This is a genomic window from Dapis hubbardiae BLCC-M172, assembly GCF_050016015.1.
In the GTDB taxonomy this organism is placed as follows: Bacteria; Cyanobacteriota; Cyanobacteriia; order Cyanobacteriales; family Microcoleaceae; genus Trichodesmium.
Genome location: NZ_JBNHEQ010000131.1, coordinates 1 through 18,165, shown reverse-complemented (window position 1 = coordinate 18,165; position 18,165 = coordinate 1). Strand labels below are relative to the sequence as shown.

10 protein-coding genes and 1 pseudogene are annotated in these 18,165 nt (G+C 43.9%); 9 read left to right on the top strand and 2 right to left on the bottom strand.

The window, feature by feature from the left end; all coding sequences use genetic code 11:
• Window positions 1–43: 43 nt before the first annotated feature.
• Both ACP6PK_RS11850 and ACP6PK_RS11845 read left to right on the top strand, forming a co-directional pair.
• Window positions 44–299 (top strand): annotated as a pseudogene (locus ACP6PK_RS11850) (homocysteine S-methyltransferase family protein); the annotation flags it as partial.
• Window positions 300–1,015: 716 nt separating this feature from the next.
• Window positions 1,016–2,107 (top strand): glycerol dehydrogenase, encoded by a 1,092-nt coding sequence (locus ACP6PK_RS11845; RefSeq protein WP_094678858.1) that lies wholly within the window; start codon window positions 1,016–1,018, stop codon window positions 2,105–2,107.
• A 418-nt stretch (window positions 2,108–2,525) separates the two neighbouring features.
• On the opposite strand, the gene ACP6PK_RS11840 is transcribed toward ACP6PK_RS11845, so the two are convergent.
• On the bottom strand, window positions 2,526–4,118 hold the full coding sequence (locus ACP6PK_RS11840) for an amidase (protein WP_094678191.1): 1,593 nt from the start codon (window positions 4,116–4,118) through the stop codon (window positions 2,526–2,528).
• A gap of 687 nt (window positions 4,119–4,805) precedes the next feature.
• Here ACP6PK_RS11840 and ACP6PK_RS11835 point away from each other — a divergent pair.
• The 6 genes from ACP6PK_RS11835 (at window position 4,806) to hisI (ending at window position 12,344) form a co-directional block, all read left to right on the top strand.
• Window positions 4,806–4,970, top strand: coding sequence for a hypothetical protein (locus tag ACP6PK_RS11835; RefSeq protein WP_426559771.1), 165 nt, complete (start codon window positions 4,806–4,808; stop codon window positions 4,968–4,970).
• A gap of 163 nt (window positions 4,971–5,133) precedes the next feature.
• A complete protein-coding gene (metH, locus tag ACP6PK_RS11830) occupies window positions 5,134–8,796 on the top strand; it encodes a methionine synthase (RefSeq protein WP_426559770.1) in 3,663 nt (1,220 codons plus the stop codon).
• 345 nt (window positions 8,797–9,141) lie between these two features.
• Window positions 9,142–9,612, top strand: coding sequence for a hypothetical protein (locus ACP6PK_RS11825; protein ID WP_426559769.1), 471 nt, complete (start codon window positions 9,142–9,144; stop codon window positions 9,610–9,612).
• 290 nt (window positions 9,613–9,902) lie between these two features.
• Window positions 9,903–11,060 carry an alpha-hydroxy acid oxidase gene (locus tag ACP6PK_RS11820; protein WP_426559768.1) on the top strand — a complete coding sequence of 386 codons (1,158 nt, stop codon included), beginning with the start codon at window positions 9,903–9,905 and terminating at the stop codon, window positions 11,058–11,060.
• A gap of 314 nt (window positions 11,061–11,374) precedes the next feature.
• Entirely contained in the window at window positions 11,375–11,695 is a 321-nt protein-coding gene (locus ACP6PK_RS11815) for a hypothetical protein (RefSeq protein WP_426559767.1), read from the top strand.
• A 163-nt stretch (window positions 11,696–11,858) separates the two neighbouring features.
• Window positions 11,859–12,344: a phosphoribosyl-AMP cyclohydrolase gene (gene hisI / locus ACP6PK_RS11810; RefSeq protein WP_094678183.1), complete on the top strand. Its 486-nt coding sequence runs from the start codon at window positions 11,859–11,861 to the stop codon at window positions 12,342–12,344.
• A 674-nt stretch (window positions 12,345–13,018) separates the two neighbouring features.
• Here hisI and ACP6PK_RS11805 read toward each other — a convergent pair.
• Window positions 13,019–16,042, bottom strand: coding sequence for a DUF4347 domain-containing protein (locus ACP6PK_RS11805; RefSeq protein ID WP_426559766.1), 3,024 nt, complete (start codon window positions 16,040–16,042; stop codon window positions 13,019–13,021).
• Window positions 16,043–16,569: 527 nt separating this feature from the next.
• On the opposite strand from ACP6PK_RS11805, the gene ACP6PK_RS11800 reads away from it, so the two are divergent.
• Window positions 16,570–18,120, top strand: a complete 1,551-nt coding sequence (locus tag ACP6PK_RS11800; protein ID WP_426559765.1) for a phytoene desaturase family protein — start codon at window positions 16,570–16,572, stop codon at window positions 18,118–18,120.
• The last annotated feature ends 45 nt before the right edge of the window (window positions 18,121–18,165 follow it).

The window sequence follows — 18,165 nt, the reverse complement described above, 5'->3', positions numbered from 1 at the left end:
GGCTCTCACTAGAGGAGTAAGTCTAGTACAAGCAGCAACATCTATGCTAAGTATTGAAACTCCGAAACCTCAGTTGAAAACTTCATTCCTCCAACGGCTCCAGAGTCGAGAGCGTCCAGTGATAATCTTTGATGGCGCAATGGGAACTAACATCCAATCCCAAAACTTGACCACCGAGGACTTTGGTGGAGCGAAATATGAAGGTTGTAATGAATATCTAGTCATCACCAAGCCAGAAGGCAGTGGCCAAAGTCCATCGTGATTTTCTGGCAGCGGGAGCGGATGTTGTCGAGACCGACAGGCCATGCTGGGGATTTGAGGGCACTTCCTCTTTCGGAGTTACTGGAAAAAATGCAAGTCGCCATCACTCACAAATCTCTTTTATAACTGTTTATTTGCTCTAGAGCAATGTCCCAATTTCAAGCGATCGCCTACTCCAAATGACTCATGGGCCAAAGGTTCATCTCCCTTGGATTTGATGTTTTTCATCGATTTTAAGAGTTGTAAATCTGTGCCGTATTTGCTAATTGAGATTTGTCGGCTCAATGGCTCAGTCCAGTGGCAGTTTAGGGATTTCACTAAGAAGCAAGCGATCTCCTGTCCGTCCGCTGCGACGCCGAGTTAGGCAGTGCCAAGGTGATTGCTGGGTTTCATGGTTCAACCCAGCTTACGGGCAACTCGTTTACACTGCCCTCTCACAGAAATTCACAGAAATTCACAGAATCTCTCTAAAGATTGTTCTATAATAGAGAATAGAAAATATTGAGGGAAGCTGTCAACACTGGAATTTGGCATTTTCCTTGCCTGGGTTCTATTATTCGATCGTTTGTTGGCAAACGCAAGTCTGCATCATCGCAGCGAGTCCCCAGCGAGTTGAGGAGTATGTTAAGGGAGATAAGTGGATCGTGAAATAACCTGGGATAGGGAGGGCAAGGGACTCGGTAGAGATTTTCCTCTGTCCCTCTTGAGTTGATGTCGCCCTCACTCTACTGTTCGTTTAGAACGAGGAGTTATCATGATTACCACCGCCATATTCCCAGGCCGCTACGTTCAAGGCAATGATGCCATCCACCTGTTGGGAGAAGAATTGAGCCGTTTGGGCCAGAAAGCCCTCGTAATGATGGGACCCGTAATCTTTCCCAAATTGCAACCAATTGTTGAAAAGTTCACCCAAGGAAAAATAGAAGTCTATCTAGAACGATTTGGGGGCGAATGTTGCGATCCTGAAATCGAACATATGGTAGCTTTAGGTAAAGCCCAGAACGTTGATATGATCGTTGGTATTGGGGGCGGAAAAACCATCGATACCGCCAAAGCAACTGCCCATCACTTACAACTTCCTGCTGCTATTGTTCCCACCATTGCTTCTACGGATGCTCCCTGTAGCGCCTTGGCTGTCATTTACACCCCCGAAGGCGTTTGGGAACGTTATTTAATATTACCACGCAATCCCGATCTGGTGTTAGTGGATACCAATATTATCGCCCGCGCCCCGGTTCGGTTCCTGGTAGCTGGAATGGGAGATGCTCTGGCAACTTGGTTTGAAGCTGAAGATTGTCAAATCAAACGGGCTAAAAATATGACTGGCCGCATGGGACCTATGACAGCTTTTAACTTGGCTCATTTGTGTTACGAGACGCTGCTTGAATATGGAGTTCACGCGAAAATCGCCTGCGAACAAGATGTGGTGACTCCCGCATTAGAACGGATTGTGGAAGCGAATACGTTGTTGAGTGGACTCGGGTTTGAAAGTGGCGGACTCGCTGCTGCTCACGCCATCCATAATGGGTTTACGATTCTAGAGGAAACCAAGAAATTCTGGCACGGCGAAAAAGTAGCGTTCGGGCTACTTGCTATGTTGATTCTCACTGATCGCCCCAGCCAAGTCATAGATCGTGTGTTTGGCTTTTGTGAGTCAGTGGGCCTCCCTACCACCCTCGCCGATATCGGACTTGATGGCATCAGTGACGATCGCCTGTTGTTAGCAGCTCAGCGGGCTTGTGGTGTGGGTGAAACCATTTATAACGAACCCTGCGAAATTACTCCCGAAAGTGTCCTGGCAGCACTGTGTACAGCAGATGCGGAAGGGCGACGGAGACATGCCTAAATCAGGTAATGTACCGTTTTAGGCACATTACCTGATTTAGGGGTTTTGGTGCGTTCATCAGATTTTGAAGTGTTGGTTTTATGTTGGGGTTGTGACCGATGAACGCACCCTACGCGCTTCTATTATTTGCTCTAGAGAAATGTCCCAATTTCAAGCGATCGCCTACTCCAAATGACTCATAGGCCCAAGGTTCATCTCCCTTGGGTTTTATGTTTTTCGTGGATTTTAAGGGTTGTAATCTATGCCGTATTTGCTAGGTGAGATTTGTCAGCTCAACGGTAAGACTCACCGGCTGCAGATAACTTATCGCCTCAAGTAGATATTTCAAGTAGCAGTCCGGTGCAGTCTAGGGTTAGACGTATATTGGGTGCTCAACCTTATAAATCATAAGCTTAGTCCTTGCTGTTACCGTAATAATTTACACAGGAATGTACTTGACAGAATATGGTGCCCAATGCTCTTTCCAAGGTCTTGCCTCTTCTAGTTCATAGGCCAGTTCATACAGCATCTTGTCATTGCCAATGGCCGCTTGAAACATAGTACCAATCGGCAAACCTGACTCATCATCCCAATTTAAAGGTACTGACATAGCTGGATTACCAGCCACGTTAGTGGGAGCCGTATAGGCCAGACGATTTTGTAGGAACTCTAGAGTTGAGTCATTGACTCTGTCGTTTGGTGTTAGTGCGTCTCCCTCGACAAATATAACAGGCATGACTGGCGACATCAAAATATCGATCGATTCAAAAGTCTCAATATAAAAGCCTGGAACTTTAGCGAGATAGGCTTGCCCTTGGGCTTCTTGCTCATCTGTAATGGAAGCGCCGTATTCAATTAGGGAAGCGGTAAATGGATCTAGGAGACCTGACTCGGCGGCTGCTCTACCACTGAGGATTTCTGTAGATTCAGCCACAGTCCCGAATTGTCGTAAAAATGCACCATTATAGTTTGTAAAAAACTCCACCTCATTCACGGGGAAAGTGACCTCAACGACCTCATGCCCCAAATCTTGCAGCAACCGTACAACATTTTCTTGGGCTTTACGAACAGGCTCTTCAACGACCAGCCCCCCACGAATTGAGGCAGCATAACCAATCTTCAATCGTCGGGTTGAGGGACCAGTCACCAGCCCCACAGGTTCAAATACTTGGCTAGACTTGTCTTCAGTGTCATTGAAAAGGGCGGCACTATCACGCACTGTTCGACTCAAAGCCTGGTTTGTTTTGAACGGATTATGCCCACCATCGGATTCACCAGAGAGCATACGTTCTCGGCTAGGTTTCATGCCAAAAACGCCATTGGCACAGGCGGGCAATCGGTTGGAGCCACCGCCATCAGTTCCGTGAACTAAAGGCAAAATTCCTGCTGCCACAGCAGCCCCTGCTCCTCCACTAGACCCCAGTGTGGACTTAGATAAATCCCAGGGGTTGCGACTCAAGCCAAAGGCACTATTATTCGTGACAATACCCAACTGGGCAAACTCTGGAACATTGGTCATGCCTACAATATTCATGCCTGCGGCTTCGACCCCGTCAATGTATCTCACATTTCTGACTGGGACATTTGTCAGTTGCAGTCGTGAGCCATCGGTACGACGGACTCCCCCGACATCAATCATATCTTTGATTAAAATTGGCACACCAGCAAACGTGCTGTTGAGAGGAATTTGATCAGCTTTTTCCAAAGCCCTTTCGAAGGTAGGAGTAGTCAAGACATTGATAATTGGCTCCATCGCTTCAATACGACGAATAACTACTTCAACTAACTCTCTAGCCGTAATCTCTCGTGCTTTGATCAGTTGGGCTAAACCAAGTGCATCGTAATCTATCAATTCGTCGGATTCCCTCATGCGAGCAAGTGCTTCAGGCGGAATAGGGAATAGTTGGTTGGCGAGAGTATTTGTTCCTGGTCGAGTTGTTTTGGCTTGACCTAACTTACCTAAAGCGAGGGTGCTAGTTAGTCCTACAGCCATACTACTCGTCAGAAATGCACGTCGATTTAATTGAACCATTAAATTTCTCTCCACGATTCCGATGCTTCACTGAAGTTGAAGCAATAAATAGCTTAAGTATCTCCTCTAGAAATAGTCAAGCACAATAGAAGTTCTATGATCAACTGGAGCATATCTTAGCTTGGAGATGCCCAAAATATGGCTAACTATTGCTTATTATGCTTGCTCCTATCTAAGTCAGTCTAACCATTCCAATTAGGGGTATTAGGCTGATCTTGATCGCGATAACAGCCCTGTGAATGACGTTAGGCTAAATAAAGTCTTGATAACACCCCACAATAGAGTGTTATGCAGATCGTAGTCAGTCTATTTTTCCAATTTGGCATATTACACAGAGCCAAATCTTGATAATATCCCAAATTAGGGGTTTATCACGATCTTACTCTGCATATTAGCCCTGTCAGCGGATGTTATGCGGCTTTCTTCATCAAATCTTCATTATCGCCATAGTCCTTCAAATCTGGACTGAATCGATGTTTTGAATGGTCTGAGTCGGTTGATTAATCCAGCAATGGGACTGTTTCGCCTACCACCTGAAACTGCATCGCCTGTCATTCTGGCATCAGTTCGCAAATACGGCCTACTGCTTTTGCTGAACCCAATACGGTCAGCCTGTTGTCTCCGGTGCAAATCCTCACAGGCGTTGATCTGGCTGGGGTACTGTTCCCCTGTCTGGTGACAGCACTGATGATCGCTTGCGAACAGTCTTTCAAGTTTGCCCTGATGTTGATGGGGAGGCAGGCGATCGCTACAATCTTTTTTTCTCTATTACTTGCTTGGGCAGGAATATTGATTAAAAGGTCAAAAAAAGGCCCAAAAGTAGTTGATGGTGATGGCCCTAATCCAACATGACGACAATTGTAAATAAATAAAAAGTATTTTTATGTTATCTTAATTATAAGAATAATTATCATTCTCATACACAATTATCCTCCTCAACCTTCCAAGCTGAATAGCTTTGGGGTTAAAAGTATGCAGGATAAGTCCGAGGCCAGCTATAACCATTACATCTTTTATGCTAAGTATTGAAACTCCCAAACCTCAGTTGAAAACTTCATTTCTCGAACGGCTCCAAAATCCGGATCGTCCAGTGATAATCTTTGATGGCGCAATGGGAACGAACATCCAATCCCAAAACTTGACCGCCGAGGACTTTGGTGGAGCCAAATATGAAGGTTGTAATGAATATTTAGTCATCACCAAGCCAGAAGCAGTGGCCAAAGTCCATCGTGATTTTCTCGCAGCGGGGGCGGATGTTGTCGAGACCGATAGCTTTGGCTCAAGTCCCTTAGTCCTCGCAGAGTACGATCTAGGCGATCGCGCCTACGAACTAAGTAGAAAGGCGGCAGAGTTGGCTCGCCGTTGTGCGGATGAGTTTACCACTCCCGAAAAACCAAGATTTGTCGCAGGTTCCATCGGTCCTGGAACCAAACTACCCACCCTCGGTCATATTACATACGATGAATTGAGATCGAGCTTCATGGTGCAAGCAGAAGGTCTCTATGACGGGGGAGCCGATCTGTTCATCGTGGAAACCTGTCAAGATGTTCTGCAAATTAAGGCGGCATTGAGTGCCTTTGAGGCGGTGTTTGCCAAAAAAGGTGCGCGCCTCCCCTTAATGGTGTCCGTGACTATGGAAATTCAGGGAACCATGTTGGTGGGGACAGATATATCTGGGGTACTGGCAATTCTGGAACCCTTCCCCATTGATATTTTGGGGCTAAATTGTGCGACGGGTCCCAATTTGATGACTTCTCATATTAAGTATCTGTCAGAAAATTCGCCGTTCCCCATTTCCTGTATCCCGAATGCGGGGCTACCAGAAAATATTGGCGGTCAGGCAGTTTATAAAATGACCCCCCAAGAATATACAACTGCCATGACAGGGTTCATTGCCGAACATGGGGTTCAGATTGTCGGGGGTTGCTGCGGTACCCGCCCAGCACATATTCAAGCCTTAGCCGAGGCTGTGGAACACACCCAACTAAAAGAGCGTTCGGTGCGAAAAAATGCCGTGGGTGAGATTCGATCGCCCCTCTCCTATACGCCAGCAGCAGCTTCCATTTATTCCGCCCAAACTTATGAGCAGGATAATTCTTTTTTAATCGTTGGGGAGCGATTAAATGCCAGTGGTTCTAAGAAAGTCCGCAAGCTGTTGAATGAAGATGATTGGGATGGGTTATTGGCGATCGCTAAATCCCAGGTCAAAGAAGGGGCGCATATGCTGGACGTAAACGTGGATTACGTCGGGCGTGATGGAGAGAGGGATATGCGAGAACTGGTTTCGCGACTGGTGACTAATACGACCCTTCCACTGATGCTCGACTCCACCGAGTGGACAAAAATGGAAGCAGGTCTCAAGGTTGCAGGGGGCAAATGTTTGCTCAATTCCACCAACTATGAAGATGGGGAAGAGCGATTTTTTAAAGTGTTGGAACTGGCAAAAGAATATGGTGCAGGAGTTGTCATCGGCTGTATCGATGAAGAGGGAATGGCTCGAACCGCCCAGAAAAAATTCGAGATTGCCCAACGCGCTTATCAGGATGCGCTCAACTTTGGGATTCCACCCCATGAAATTTTCTATGACACCTTAGCCCTACCGATTTCAACTGGGATTGAGGAGGATCGGGAAAATGCCAAAGCAACGATCGAATCAATTCGACTGATTCGGGAAAATCTTCCCGGTGTTCACTTTATGCTGGGGGTCTCTAATATTTCTTTTGGCTTGAGTCCAGCCACTCGCATCACCTTAAATTCCGTCTTCCTGAATGAAGCGATGAAAGCTGGGATGGATGGTTCGATTGTCTCCGCTGCCAAGATTTTGCCGTTATCGAAGATTGACGAAGAACATCAACAGATATGTCGCGATTTGATTTATGACAATCGCAAATTTGAAGGGGATATTTGCACCTACGATCCGTTGACGAAACTGACGGAAATTTTTGCGGGGGTGAGTGCAAAGGATGCTAGATCGAGTGCTTCCTTAGCAGATTTGCCCATCGACGAACGCTTGAAGCAACATATTATTGATGGCGAGCGCATTGGATTGGATGATGCGTTAAAGGCGGGTTTAGATGCAGGTCATAAAGCACTAGAGATTATCAATACTTTCTTGTTGGATGGGATGAAGGTTGTGGGCGAACTGTTTGGCTCTGGTCAAATGCAATTGCCCTTCGTATTGCAGTCAGCCGAAACCATGAAATCTGCAGTGGCTTTCCTCGAACCCTACATGGAAAAAATCGAAGGAGAAGACGAAGATCGCGGTAAAGGGAAATTCCTGATTGCTACCGTTAAAGGCGATGTCCATGATATCGGGAAGAATCTAGTGGATATCATCTTGACCAATAATGGCTACAAGGTGGTCAATCTGGGAATTAAACAAGCCATTGAGGCAATCGTCGAAGCTTATGAGCAGCATCAGCCTGATTGTATTGCCATGAGTGGCTTGTTGGTGAAGTCTACAGCATTTATGAAAGAAAATCTGGCAGCATTTAATGCTAAAGGGATTACAGTTCCAGTGATTTTGGGCGGTGCAGCACTAACACCAAAATTTGTGTATGGAGATTGTCAAGATACTTACAACGGGCAGGTTATTTACGGTAAAGATGCTTTTGCCGATTTGACCTTTATGGATCGGCTGATGCCGGCAAAAGAACAGGAATGCTGGGTGGATACCGAAGGCTTTACAGGGGAATTTGCTCAGTTTAACCAAAAGGGACGCAAAGCGATTGAAGATTTAGATCGAGAAGTCAATGGTGATGGGCAGAAATCCGATGGCGATGGGAAGAAATCCGATGAACCCACTATCATTGATACCAAACGCTCGGAAGATGTGGCGATTGATATCGAACGTCCTACGCCGCCTTTCTGGGGGACGAAAATTCTTCGGAGTAACGATCTAGATTTAGAAGAACTGTTCTGGTACATAGATTTGCAGGCACTGTTCGCTGGTCAATGGCAATTCCGTAAACCGAAAGGTCAATCTCGCGAGGAATATGATTGGTTCCTGGCATCGAAGGTTCATCCGATCTTGGAAGAATGGAAGCAAAAAATTCGCACAGAAAAATGGTTGGAGCCAACTCTAGTTTATGGCTATTTTCCCTGTGTAGCTATTGACAATTCCGTTCATGTTTACGATCCTAGTGTAATCGAGCAGGGGTTAACACCGAAAACAGCAACCCCTTTTGTCACTTGGACATTCCCCCGTCAGAAATCCGGGCGTCGGCTGTGCATTGCTGATTTCATCCGCCCAGTTGAACAGAATCAATTTGATGTCTTGCCTATGCAGGCAGTCACTATGGGAGAAATCGCCACCGAGAAAGCACAGGAACTTTATCGAGACAACAAGTACACCGATTATCTCTATTTCCACGGGATGGCGGTGCAGTTAGCGGAAGCTTTGGCAGAATGGAGTCATGCCAGGATTCGGCTGGAATTAGGCTATGGAGATTTAGAGCCAGATAACATTCGCGATGTATTAGCGCAGAGGTATCAGGGTTCTCGGTATAGTTTTGGCTATCCAGCTTGTCCGACGGTGATGGATCAAGTGCCACAGTTGCAATTATTGGGATGCGAGCGCATTGGGTTATTGATCGATGAGAGCGAACAGCTTTATCCAGAGCAATCGACCACTGCTTTTGTCACCTATCATCCTGTCGCTAGATATTTTAGTGCGTAAGAGCGATCAGCAATGGGGTCGCGCTGAAATCCAGGCGATCTCTAACTTTTCTTGATAATTGCTAGTTTCTGTAGGATGTGTTAGCGATAGCGTAACGCATCAAAACCTGAATATGCGGTGCGTTAGGCAGAGCCGTAACGCACCCTACTAGACTGACACGCCTAAAAATGTAGGTTGTGTTGTAGCTTGCTTCCGCGTAGCGGTACGACAGTGAAACCCAACAAAACCTTGCTAATGTTGGGTTTCGTCCCTCAATCCAACCTACACTTATTGCACCATTTAAGGTGTGTCAGTCCACTACAAGCTAAATTCCAACTGGATTTGCTTTCAAAATAGAGGTCTCTAATGAGTCAAACAAACGATGGATCGAATTGGCATCAAGATTTTATTGCCAGTAATTTGCTGGTTATTGGCTATAATGCTTGGGCTGGTCATCTCAGTCAGAAGCGCGGTGCGATAGTTTGTAGCACAAATTCTCCAACATTGGGGGTTAGCGGAGAATCATTCCAAACCCATTTTGTCGGACGTTCTCGCCTGGCGCCGTTCCTGAATGCCTGGTTAGCGGCTCCTGACACTGCAATTTTGCCCCATGACTTTATGATTGCTCACATCTTGGAAGTTGTCGATAATTATGATCCCACCACAGAGGTTGTACTATTGCTGGAGTCTTTCGAGCAGGCGATGTTCTTTTACTTGAAAAACCTACCCATCACACCACCTCAATGCTACGAGCAAGTATGTAAGACTTGGGATGAATTCCAGCCAGGAGTTAGTGCTGGGCAAGATGAACAACTTCCAACAATCTGTCAGAACTGAGAACTCAATAAACTGGTGATTTTGGAATGGTTCATTCCCTAGACATTGGCGATGAAGGTTTAATGCTTCTCAAAATGGAATATAGCAATCCTAAATAGATTGTCAAAAATTAAAAAGTACACAGAAATTAGAAATTCTCTTTTTCTGTATACTTTTCCCTTTTTCCTATTCCGTAATATTTGCCATTGCTTATTCCCCATTCCCTCAAGCGACTAATTATTTGACACGACTAAAATAGGATTGATATAGTATGGAGTGCCTAGTAAACATAAATCTCACTGAGGTATTTTATGGGATTGAATGACTGTCACAATTTTCACGATTTCCGAAAATTAGCGAAACGCCGACTACCACGAGCGATTTTTGATTACATCGATGGAGCTGCCGATGATGAACAGAGCTATCGGCGCAACACTGAAGCCTATGGAGACTGCGATCTGATTCCGAACGTGCTTGTCGGTGTGGAAAATGTGGATATGTCAGTTGAGGTGATGGGGCAAAAACTAGATATGCCTATCTACTGTGCCCCGACAGCATTGCAACGCCTTTTTCATTACGAAGGAGAGCGTGCGGTTGCGAGGGCGGCGGCAGAATATGGCACAATGTTTGGGGTGTCTTCACTGGCGACTGTCACGGTTGAAGAAATCTCCAAGATTGCAAACACGCCGAAGATGTTTCAGTTCTACTTCCATAAAGATCGCGGCTTGAATGATGCGTTGATTGAACGCGCACGAGCAGCAGACTTTAATGTGTTGGCATTGACCGTCGATACCATTACTGGTGGTAATCGCGAACGGGATTTGCGTACCGGATTTACTTCGCCACCCAAATTAACACTTGACTCCTTAATGAGTTTTGCGACTCACCCAGCATGGGCTTGGAACTTTTTGACAAAAGAAAAGTTCGATATGCCACATTTGTCTGGCTATGTCTCGCAGGGAACGAATTTAGCAGTCTCTGTTGGCGATTACTTCTCAACGATGCTAGATCAATCCATGAATTGGAATGATGCTGAAAAACTCTGCTCGCAGTGGAACGGGCAGTTTGCACTGAAAGGGATAATGAGTGTGGAAGATGCCAAGCGTGCTGTTGATATTGGTTGTACGGGTATTATGGTTTCTAACCACGGTGGCCGTCAGCTTGATGGTTGTCGCAGCCCCTTCGATCAACTCGCAGAAATTTGTGATGCTGTTGGGGATAAAATTGATGTCATTTGCGAAGGTGGTATTCAGCGCGGTACTCATGTGCTTAAGGCCCTATCTGTTGGAGCTAAAGCCTGTTCAGGTGGGCGATTCTATCTTTTTGCATTGGCCGCTGCTGGGCAAGCAGGAGTTGAGCGTGTTTTAGGTAATATGCGCACTGAGATTGAGCGTGATATGAAATTGATGGGAGTCACCAAGCTCGATCAATTGAGTAGAGATAATCTACGCTTTCATCACTCACGATGAAGTTGCGTAGGGTGGGCAAGGTCTAATGAAAGAATTGAGAATTTTCCTCCTTATGCTTGCTCACCCTACAAATCTACCGAGAAAGAACTGTATTCTCAACAAATTTCTCATAGCTTGCACTTAAGTACAGGACAAAAAACGGAGGAAGTCGAGAAAAGCGGGAAACTGGTGGTCAAGATTGGTGAAAATGGAGCGTAGATAGTCAAATCCCAAGCGAAACAGACTTTTGCCTCGCCTTTTGAGCGATCGCCGAGAAAGCTATCGGCTGAAAGTTAACTATACTACCTATGTAAATATTTGAAGATTACACCTGTATGCTAGAATTAACTACTCTTAAACAAACAGCCCTAGATTATCTTTTGTCCAATCTGGAAGTATCTCCAGAACATTGTCACTTGTTTGAGGTTGTAGGTGCAACCTGTTTTGATAATAATGAGTGGATGATTAATATTAGTATTGTCGGTTTGATCGGTAAATATTGGAGTGTTTTTGTCGATGGCAACACGGGAAAAATTTCACCAGACTGGGAGTTTAATACAGATTGCGAATACTTAAATGAACCCCATCAATATTCCCATCTACCCGACTATTTGAATCAACTACTCGATCGCCTTACGGTCAAAATTCTTAGATAGATTAACTACTTTTTTTATATATAGGACTTACGCACGCGAAACCCGGTTTCTAGGATAAATCCTTGTTTTGAGCAATAGACGTCTAGGAGAAACCGGGTTTGTGGGTTCTTCTGCGTAAATCCTGATATAATAATGATTGTCAAAATTACAAAATTTAGCTAACATGAATCCCCTATTTACCACTCGCACTTCCGTAGAACAGGTTGAAGAAGGTTTGTTACTTGCGCCCAAATTTGATGTCAATGGTTTGATTCCAGTTGTCACCACAGATGCCAACACGGGTGAAGTGCTGATGCACGCTTATATGAATGAAGAGGCGTTAGTTAAAACCATTGAAACAGGTGAAGCTCACTATTACAGTCGCAGTCGTCAGCAGCTATGGCATAAAGGTCAATCTAGTGGACTGGTGCAAAAAGTACAGCAGTTAGCTATTGATGACGATCAAGATTGTCTGTGGATGCAGGTTAAAGTAGCTGGTTCGGGAGCTAGTTGTCATGTGGGTTATCGTTCTTGTTTTTATCGCTGTATTCCTACGGGAAAAAGTGCAAGTGAATCCCAGCAACCAATTCAGTTAACATTTACCGAAACGGAGAAAACTTTTGACCCGAAAACAGTGTATGGTGATGCTCCCAACCCAACACAATTGTAAATTTACTTCAACCGTTTATAGCGGTTTTCATTTTAATGAACCACAGTAGGGACGTTTTGCGGAGCATTCCGGAACGGAAAAAGCATTTTTGTTATCCAACGTCCCTACAAGATTTTGGTTATGGCGATGTGTTTCATCCATGCAAAGAAACCCGGTTTCTACAATAAATCGTTGTTTTGAGCAATAGACGTCTACGAGAAACCGGGTTTATGGGTTATCCTGCGTAAGTCCTGTAATTATTCGGTAAAGATTGAAACAAAAAGGAAAAATGAATGGGAACGGCTCTTTTTAACTTCCCTTCGGGGAAGTCAAAGCTCTCCGGTGGGGGAGCGTCATAAAGGAAAGCCAGGGCAAAGATTCGGATACCTTCATAAGCTAAACGTTCATATGCCGCAAGACATGCTAGGTACATTTTGTTAGTATCAATGTCAACACAGGGGTCCGACATCACCTCTGTCACGCGCAGCGGTCAGGGTTTCCCAGACTGAAGAATCCCGCGTTGTCCCGTAAGGGCAACGTCGGGAGTATGTCAAGCATCTCTAGCATTCTTTTTTCAAAGTTATATAGCGCTACGGGCTAGGGAATAGGGAATAGTAAACTGTCAAAGGGTTTTTCCTATAGGGAAATGCTCCGCAAACAGGATTTAGAAATGTCCGCGCCCTGAATGCGTAGTGCTATATTAAGAGAAAATCTTGAGCTTGCAAGTTGGCTTGATTTTCTAAAGTTGCAAACAGACCACCATCACCGAAACCGCTAGTTGTACCATCAGGGTTATAGAAAAGTTGACCATTGGCAGAATTATAAACTACTTTAGCGCTGCTAATATCTGCTGCTGCATCACTATCAACAATGGCAAATTCTCCTGCAACACTGAAACCATCCCCAACTAGACTACTCAAACTGCTAAAGGTAGTTTTATCTAGAACTATTTTGTCTGACTCAGCACTATTGAAGTCTCTAATAATATCTGAACCAATATCAGTCAAGTTAAATTGACTGCTAATATCAAAGATAAAGCGATCGCTATTACTACCACCTGTTAAAGTATCTTTACCCTGTTCGCCATTGAGAATATCTAGACCATCCCCACCGTTAAGAATGTCATTTCCTGTACCACCTGTAAGAGTATCATTACCCAACCAACCAGTCAGGGAGTCATTACCTGCATTGCCGTTGATAATATCGTTGCCTTTGCCACCACCAACTTTATCTTGACCATCACCGCCATTAAGTTCGTCATCACCTGCGTGACCTCGGAGCAAGTCGTCCCCACTATCACCGTTGATTAGGTCGTTCCCTATACCTCCTTTGAGACTATCTGCGTGATTGCCACCGTTGATAATATCGTTGCCTTTGCCACCACCAACTGTATCTTGACCATCACCACCATTGAGTTCGTCATTACCTGCCTGACCGTGGATAAAGTCGTCCCCACTATCACCGTTGAGTTGATCGTTACCCGCACCTCCACCTATTGTATCACTACCACTACCACCGTTCAAAGTATTATTGCCACCCAAGCCATGTATAAGATCATCATCTGATGTACCGTTGAGTAAGTTATCTGAGTTATCACCAGTTATAGAGGATGTAGGGATAAACTCAACAGCACCAATATCAGTAATGCTGCTACCATTATTATCACCATCCACAGGGCGAGTATTGCCTAACTGGTCTGTGAGCGGTGCATTAGTATCAACTCCTGCATCAATGGCAGCACTACCATCTTCCAAGGGATGAACCAAGAAACCGTCAACTTCTTGCAACTCTCCCAAGTTAGGATCGCCAATTACAATATTCGCCGTCACTAATTTGTTATCGCTATCTACTGCGGGAAATTGTAAGTTACCTCCCCTGTCAGTTAATTGATAGTGTGTTTGTTGGCTAATGCCATATACATTACCAGCAGTATTGCGATCAAATATCGTATTTCTGACTTCAATATCAGGAGCTACACTCTCTATAGTGTGAATAGCACCTGAAATATTTGCTGCATAATTGTTAGTAATTGTCGTAGGTGCTAAGGTAGCGATCGCTCCTCCTAGTCCCACCGTACCATCTGGACTTTCTGTTCTGTTCTCGGAAAAGGTACTGTTGACAATATTGACTCTGATTAAATCTGGTTGTTGTTGGACCCACAAACCTCCACCCTGGGACTCGGCAGTATTGCCCGCAAAAGTAGTATTGGTAATTTGATGCTGCACCGGAGTGGTACGGCCAGCGCTACTGTTCCCTGTACCCAGTCTGATCCCCCCACCATGAGCAAAATTATCGTCGTTAAAAATTACAGAATTATTGAGAACCTGAGTATCTTCAACTACTACATTATCCCCCGGATAAGTATACAAGAACGCTGCACCACCAGCACCGGCACCTTTGTTATGTTCAAACAAACTATCGCGGATGATAATGCTGCCGTTATCGCCCCCGAAACTGGCAGAAACTCCATCGGTATATATTGCACCCCCCAAGCCTTTTTTACCAGTTGGTGTGAATGCTCCAGCAGTGGTGTCGTTATTGATAAATATCGAATTTTCTATTGTCAAAGCAGTGGAAGGAGTATTGATAGCACCACCGTTAATTCCTTTGTTATTCGTAAACTCACTATCTTCAACTGTTAGAACAGCAAAGCCATTTGTAGAAATTGCACCGCCACCTCTTTCACTTTCTCCGGCAGTAGCATCGTTGTTGTCAAACTTACTGTTAATAATTGTCGTATTACTCTGATGCTCTGCCCAAATAGCACCGCCTCCTTCTCCAGAGGTTACGTTATTTTCAAAGGTGCTGTTTTCTACGGTTAGCGTACTTTGAAAGCCAGTCTTGATTCCGGCTCCGTTTCCTGCTGCCCCTGGTTCGGTGGTTCTGCCATTGGCAATTGTCAGATTTTTAATAGCAACATCTGTATAATGACCTGTGTGGAAAACTCGATGGGTATCATTCCCACTAATAGTTAAACCTGGCGCATCTACTGCATCAATTATTATGTCTTCCTTGATGTCTAATTGACTGGAAGTAAGGGTTATTGTCTGGTTAGCTAAATTGGTATCAAATACAATGGTGTCTCCATCTTTGGCAGTAGCGATCGCTTGTCTTAAAGACCCTGCTCCACTATCATTATTATTGGTAACTGTAATAATGGCTAAAGTACCATTATAACTAGCCATTGTTTCTGGTTTTAATACTTTAGGAGCTTTAATTTTTCCGGTAGTAAATTCTAATTTCCAATCTCCAGGATAAGCACCTGTAGGGTTAACTGAAGCAGCAATATTTGCCTTGGTTAATTGTTGTAGTTGGTTGACAAAAGCTTGACCTATTCCGGCTGCGACATTACAACCATAAAGTAAGATATCTGCTGTTGTTTTTAGTGCTGCTCGCCATTTTTTAATCTGATTTTTATAAAGTTTAATAGTATGTGTATTGAGAAATATGTCTCCTAGTTTTATACTGCCGGGGCTACCATGGGAAAATATATGAATAGCATCTAATTTTTTGTGAGAGTTTATATATTTTTCCAGGGTCGCCGTAATAACTTCTATTCCGTCTTGATTTTGGGGAATAATAACTATATCTATTCCTTGATAAATTCCTGAAATTAATAATTTATAATCCTCAATTTGTGAATCAAGAAAAACAAGATTTTGGGATAAAAAATTAGGGATTTCTAATTTATGATTAATGTGATGATCTGCAGTTAACATTGTTCTTACTCCTAGAGGGTGTTTATTGGTAGATACACCTTTGGAGTTAGATAGTTAGCCTGATTAGTTATTCTCTCAGCAAAAAGTAATAATTGTTACTCTTTAATCTCTTGCTTGTTGGACAATAAAGTATGATTTGCCAGCCCTTTACTACTAAGAATAATTCATAATAGTCAAAAATGTCACCCGTAGTTTTACTGAACTTTTTTGGTATTTGTTATAATACTAATTAATGGATAATTGATAATTACCTCTTATTTATAGAAAATCATAGATTTTTGCAGATCATCGTAGGTTTCTAAGAATGGATAAGAATTTAACTTCTGATATGATGTCCGGATAATAAGTAATAAAAAAGTTTTGTTTGTAGTAGGGATTTAGCTGTAAGATACATATTTCATGGGCTAAATCCCTAATACAAGCCTTAACTATAACTATTTAACTGGACATGATATGATTTCTAACTTTGTTAACTTTGCTGCTATCCTTTTAGATAAATTGTTAAATTAACTAATTAACTAAATAAAATGTCTCAAACAGATGTAATTGTAATTGGTAGTGGAATTGGGGGTTTAACTTGTGCTGCTTTACTAGCACACTATGGTTTTGATGTGATAGTTTGCGAAAGTCATTCTATTCCTGGAGGTGCTGCTCATAGTTTTGAGCGTCAGGGATTTAAGTTTGATTCTGGACCATCTTTACATTCTGGTCTTTCCTACCGCCCTTCTACTAACCCACTAGCACAAGTTTTGGATGCTATCGGCGAGTCAGTACCCTGCGTAACTTATGACACTTGGGGTTGTTGTTTGCCAGAGGGCAAATTTGATACATCAGTGGGTGGAGACCAATTTTGTGATGTTCTCCAAAGGTTGAGAGGTGAGGGTGCTGTAGCAGAATGGCGTAAACTCCAAGAAGTTATGGCTCCACTAGCAGAAGCAGCGATCGCTATTCCTCCTGCTTCTCTCCGTTTTGACTTAGGAGCAATAATGACAATGGGGCAGTTTCTACCTAGTATGGCAAAACACATTTTTAACGTTGCTCAGTTAACGGGGGCGTTTTCCCAAATTATTGAAGGGGTTGTCACAGATCCTTTTATCCGAAATTGGCTTGATTTACTTTGTTTCTTACTTTCAGGTTTGCCTGCAAATGGTACAAGTGCTGCTGAAGTTGCATTTATGTTTGCCGAATGGTATCGACCGGGAGTTGTACTTGACTATCCTATTGGTGGAAGTGGAGCAATAGTTGATGCTTTGGTGAGAGGGTTACAACGTCACGGCGGTCAATTGATGTTAAATGGTCATGTGGAAGAGGTGATAGTTAAAGGTGGGCGTGCTGTTGGGGTGTTGTTGCGCAATGGAGAAGAAATTCGCGCAAAGGAGGCAGTTATATCAAATGCTTCTGTTTGGGATACTTTGAAGTTACTGCCAGAGGGTGTGGTGTCAACATCCTTTCGGGAAGAACGACAAGCAACACCAGAATGTAATAGTTTCATGCACTTACATTTGGGTATTGATGCCACAGATATTAAACCCGATCTGGCGTGTCACCATATTATTGTCAATAATTGGGATAAAATAGATGCACCCCAAAATGTTGTATTAGTATCTATTCCTTCGTTAATAGATTCTACTGTTGCACCCCCAGGAAAGCACGTTATTCATGTTTATACTCCAGGAAATGAACCATATCAATTATGGCAGGGTATGGATAGAAAAAGCCAGGAATATGCTTGGGCAAAGGAACAGAGAGCGGCAGTCATGTGGCAAGGGTTAGAGCGAATAATACCTGATGTGCGTTCCCGTTGTGAATTGACATTGGTGGGGACTCCCGTAACTCACGAACGCTTTCTTCGGCGTCACCGGGGGTCTTATGGTCCAGCAATTCGTGCTGGGGAGGGGTTGTTTCCTGGACCGAATACGCCATTGCCGGGGTTATTATGTTGTGGTGATTCTACTTTTCCAGGTATTGGTTTGCCAGCAGTGGCAGTAAGTGGGATGATAGCAGCAAATACTCTTGCTCCTGTGTCAAAACACAGGGAAATGTTGGAAAGAACAGTTATATCAAGTCCGGTTCATTAATTGATAATTGATAATTGATAATTGATAATTACCTCTGGTTAAAAC

Bases quoted from the DNA above. Each gene is read 5' to 3' on its own strand.
- ACP6PK_RS11845 (WP_094678858.1), top strand. From the start codon at position 1,016: ATGATTACCACCGCCATATTCCCAGGCCGCTACGTTCAAGGCAATGAT.
- ACP6PK_RS11840 (WP_094678191.1), bottom strand. From the start codon at position 4,118: ATGGTTCAATTAAATCGACGTGCATTTCTGACGAGTAGTATGGCTGTA.
- ACP6PK_RS11835 (WP_426559771.1), top strand. From the start codon at position 4,806: ATGATCGCTTGCGAACAGTCTTTCAAGTTTGCCCTGATGTTGATGGGG.
- metH (WP_426559770.1), top strand. From the start codon at position 5,134: ATGCTAAGTATTGAAACTCCCAAACCTCAGTTGAAAACTTCATTTCTC.
- ACP6PK_RS11825 (WP_426559769.1), top strand. From the start codon at position 9,142: ATGAGTCAAACAAACGATGGATCGAATTGGCATCAAGATTTTATTGCC.
- ACP6PK_RS11820 (WP_426559768.1), top strand. From the start codon at position 9,903: ATGGGATTGAATGACTGTCACAATTTTCACGATTTCCGAAAATTAGCG.
- ACP6PK_RS11815 (WP_426559767.1), top strand. From the start codon at position 11,375: ATGCTAGAATTAACTACTCTTAAACAAACAGCCCTAGATTATCTTTTG.
- hisI (WP_094678183.1), top strand. From the start codon at position 11,859: ATGAATCCCCTATTTACCACTCGCACTTCCGTAGAACAGGTTGAAGAA.
- ACP6PK_RS11805 (WP_426559766.1), bottom strand. From the start codon at position 16,042: ATGTTAACTGCAGATCATCACATTAATCATAAATTAGAAATCCCTAAT.
- ACP6PK_RS11800 (WP_426559765.1), top strand. From the start codon at position 16,570: ATGTCTCAAACAGATGTAATTGTAATTGGTAGTGGAATTGGGGGTTTA.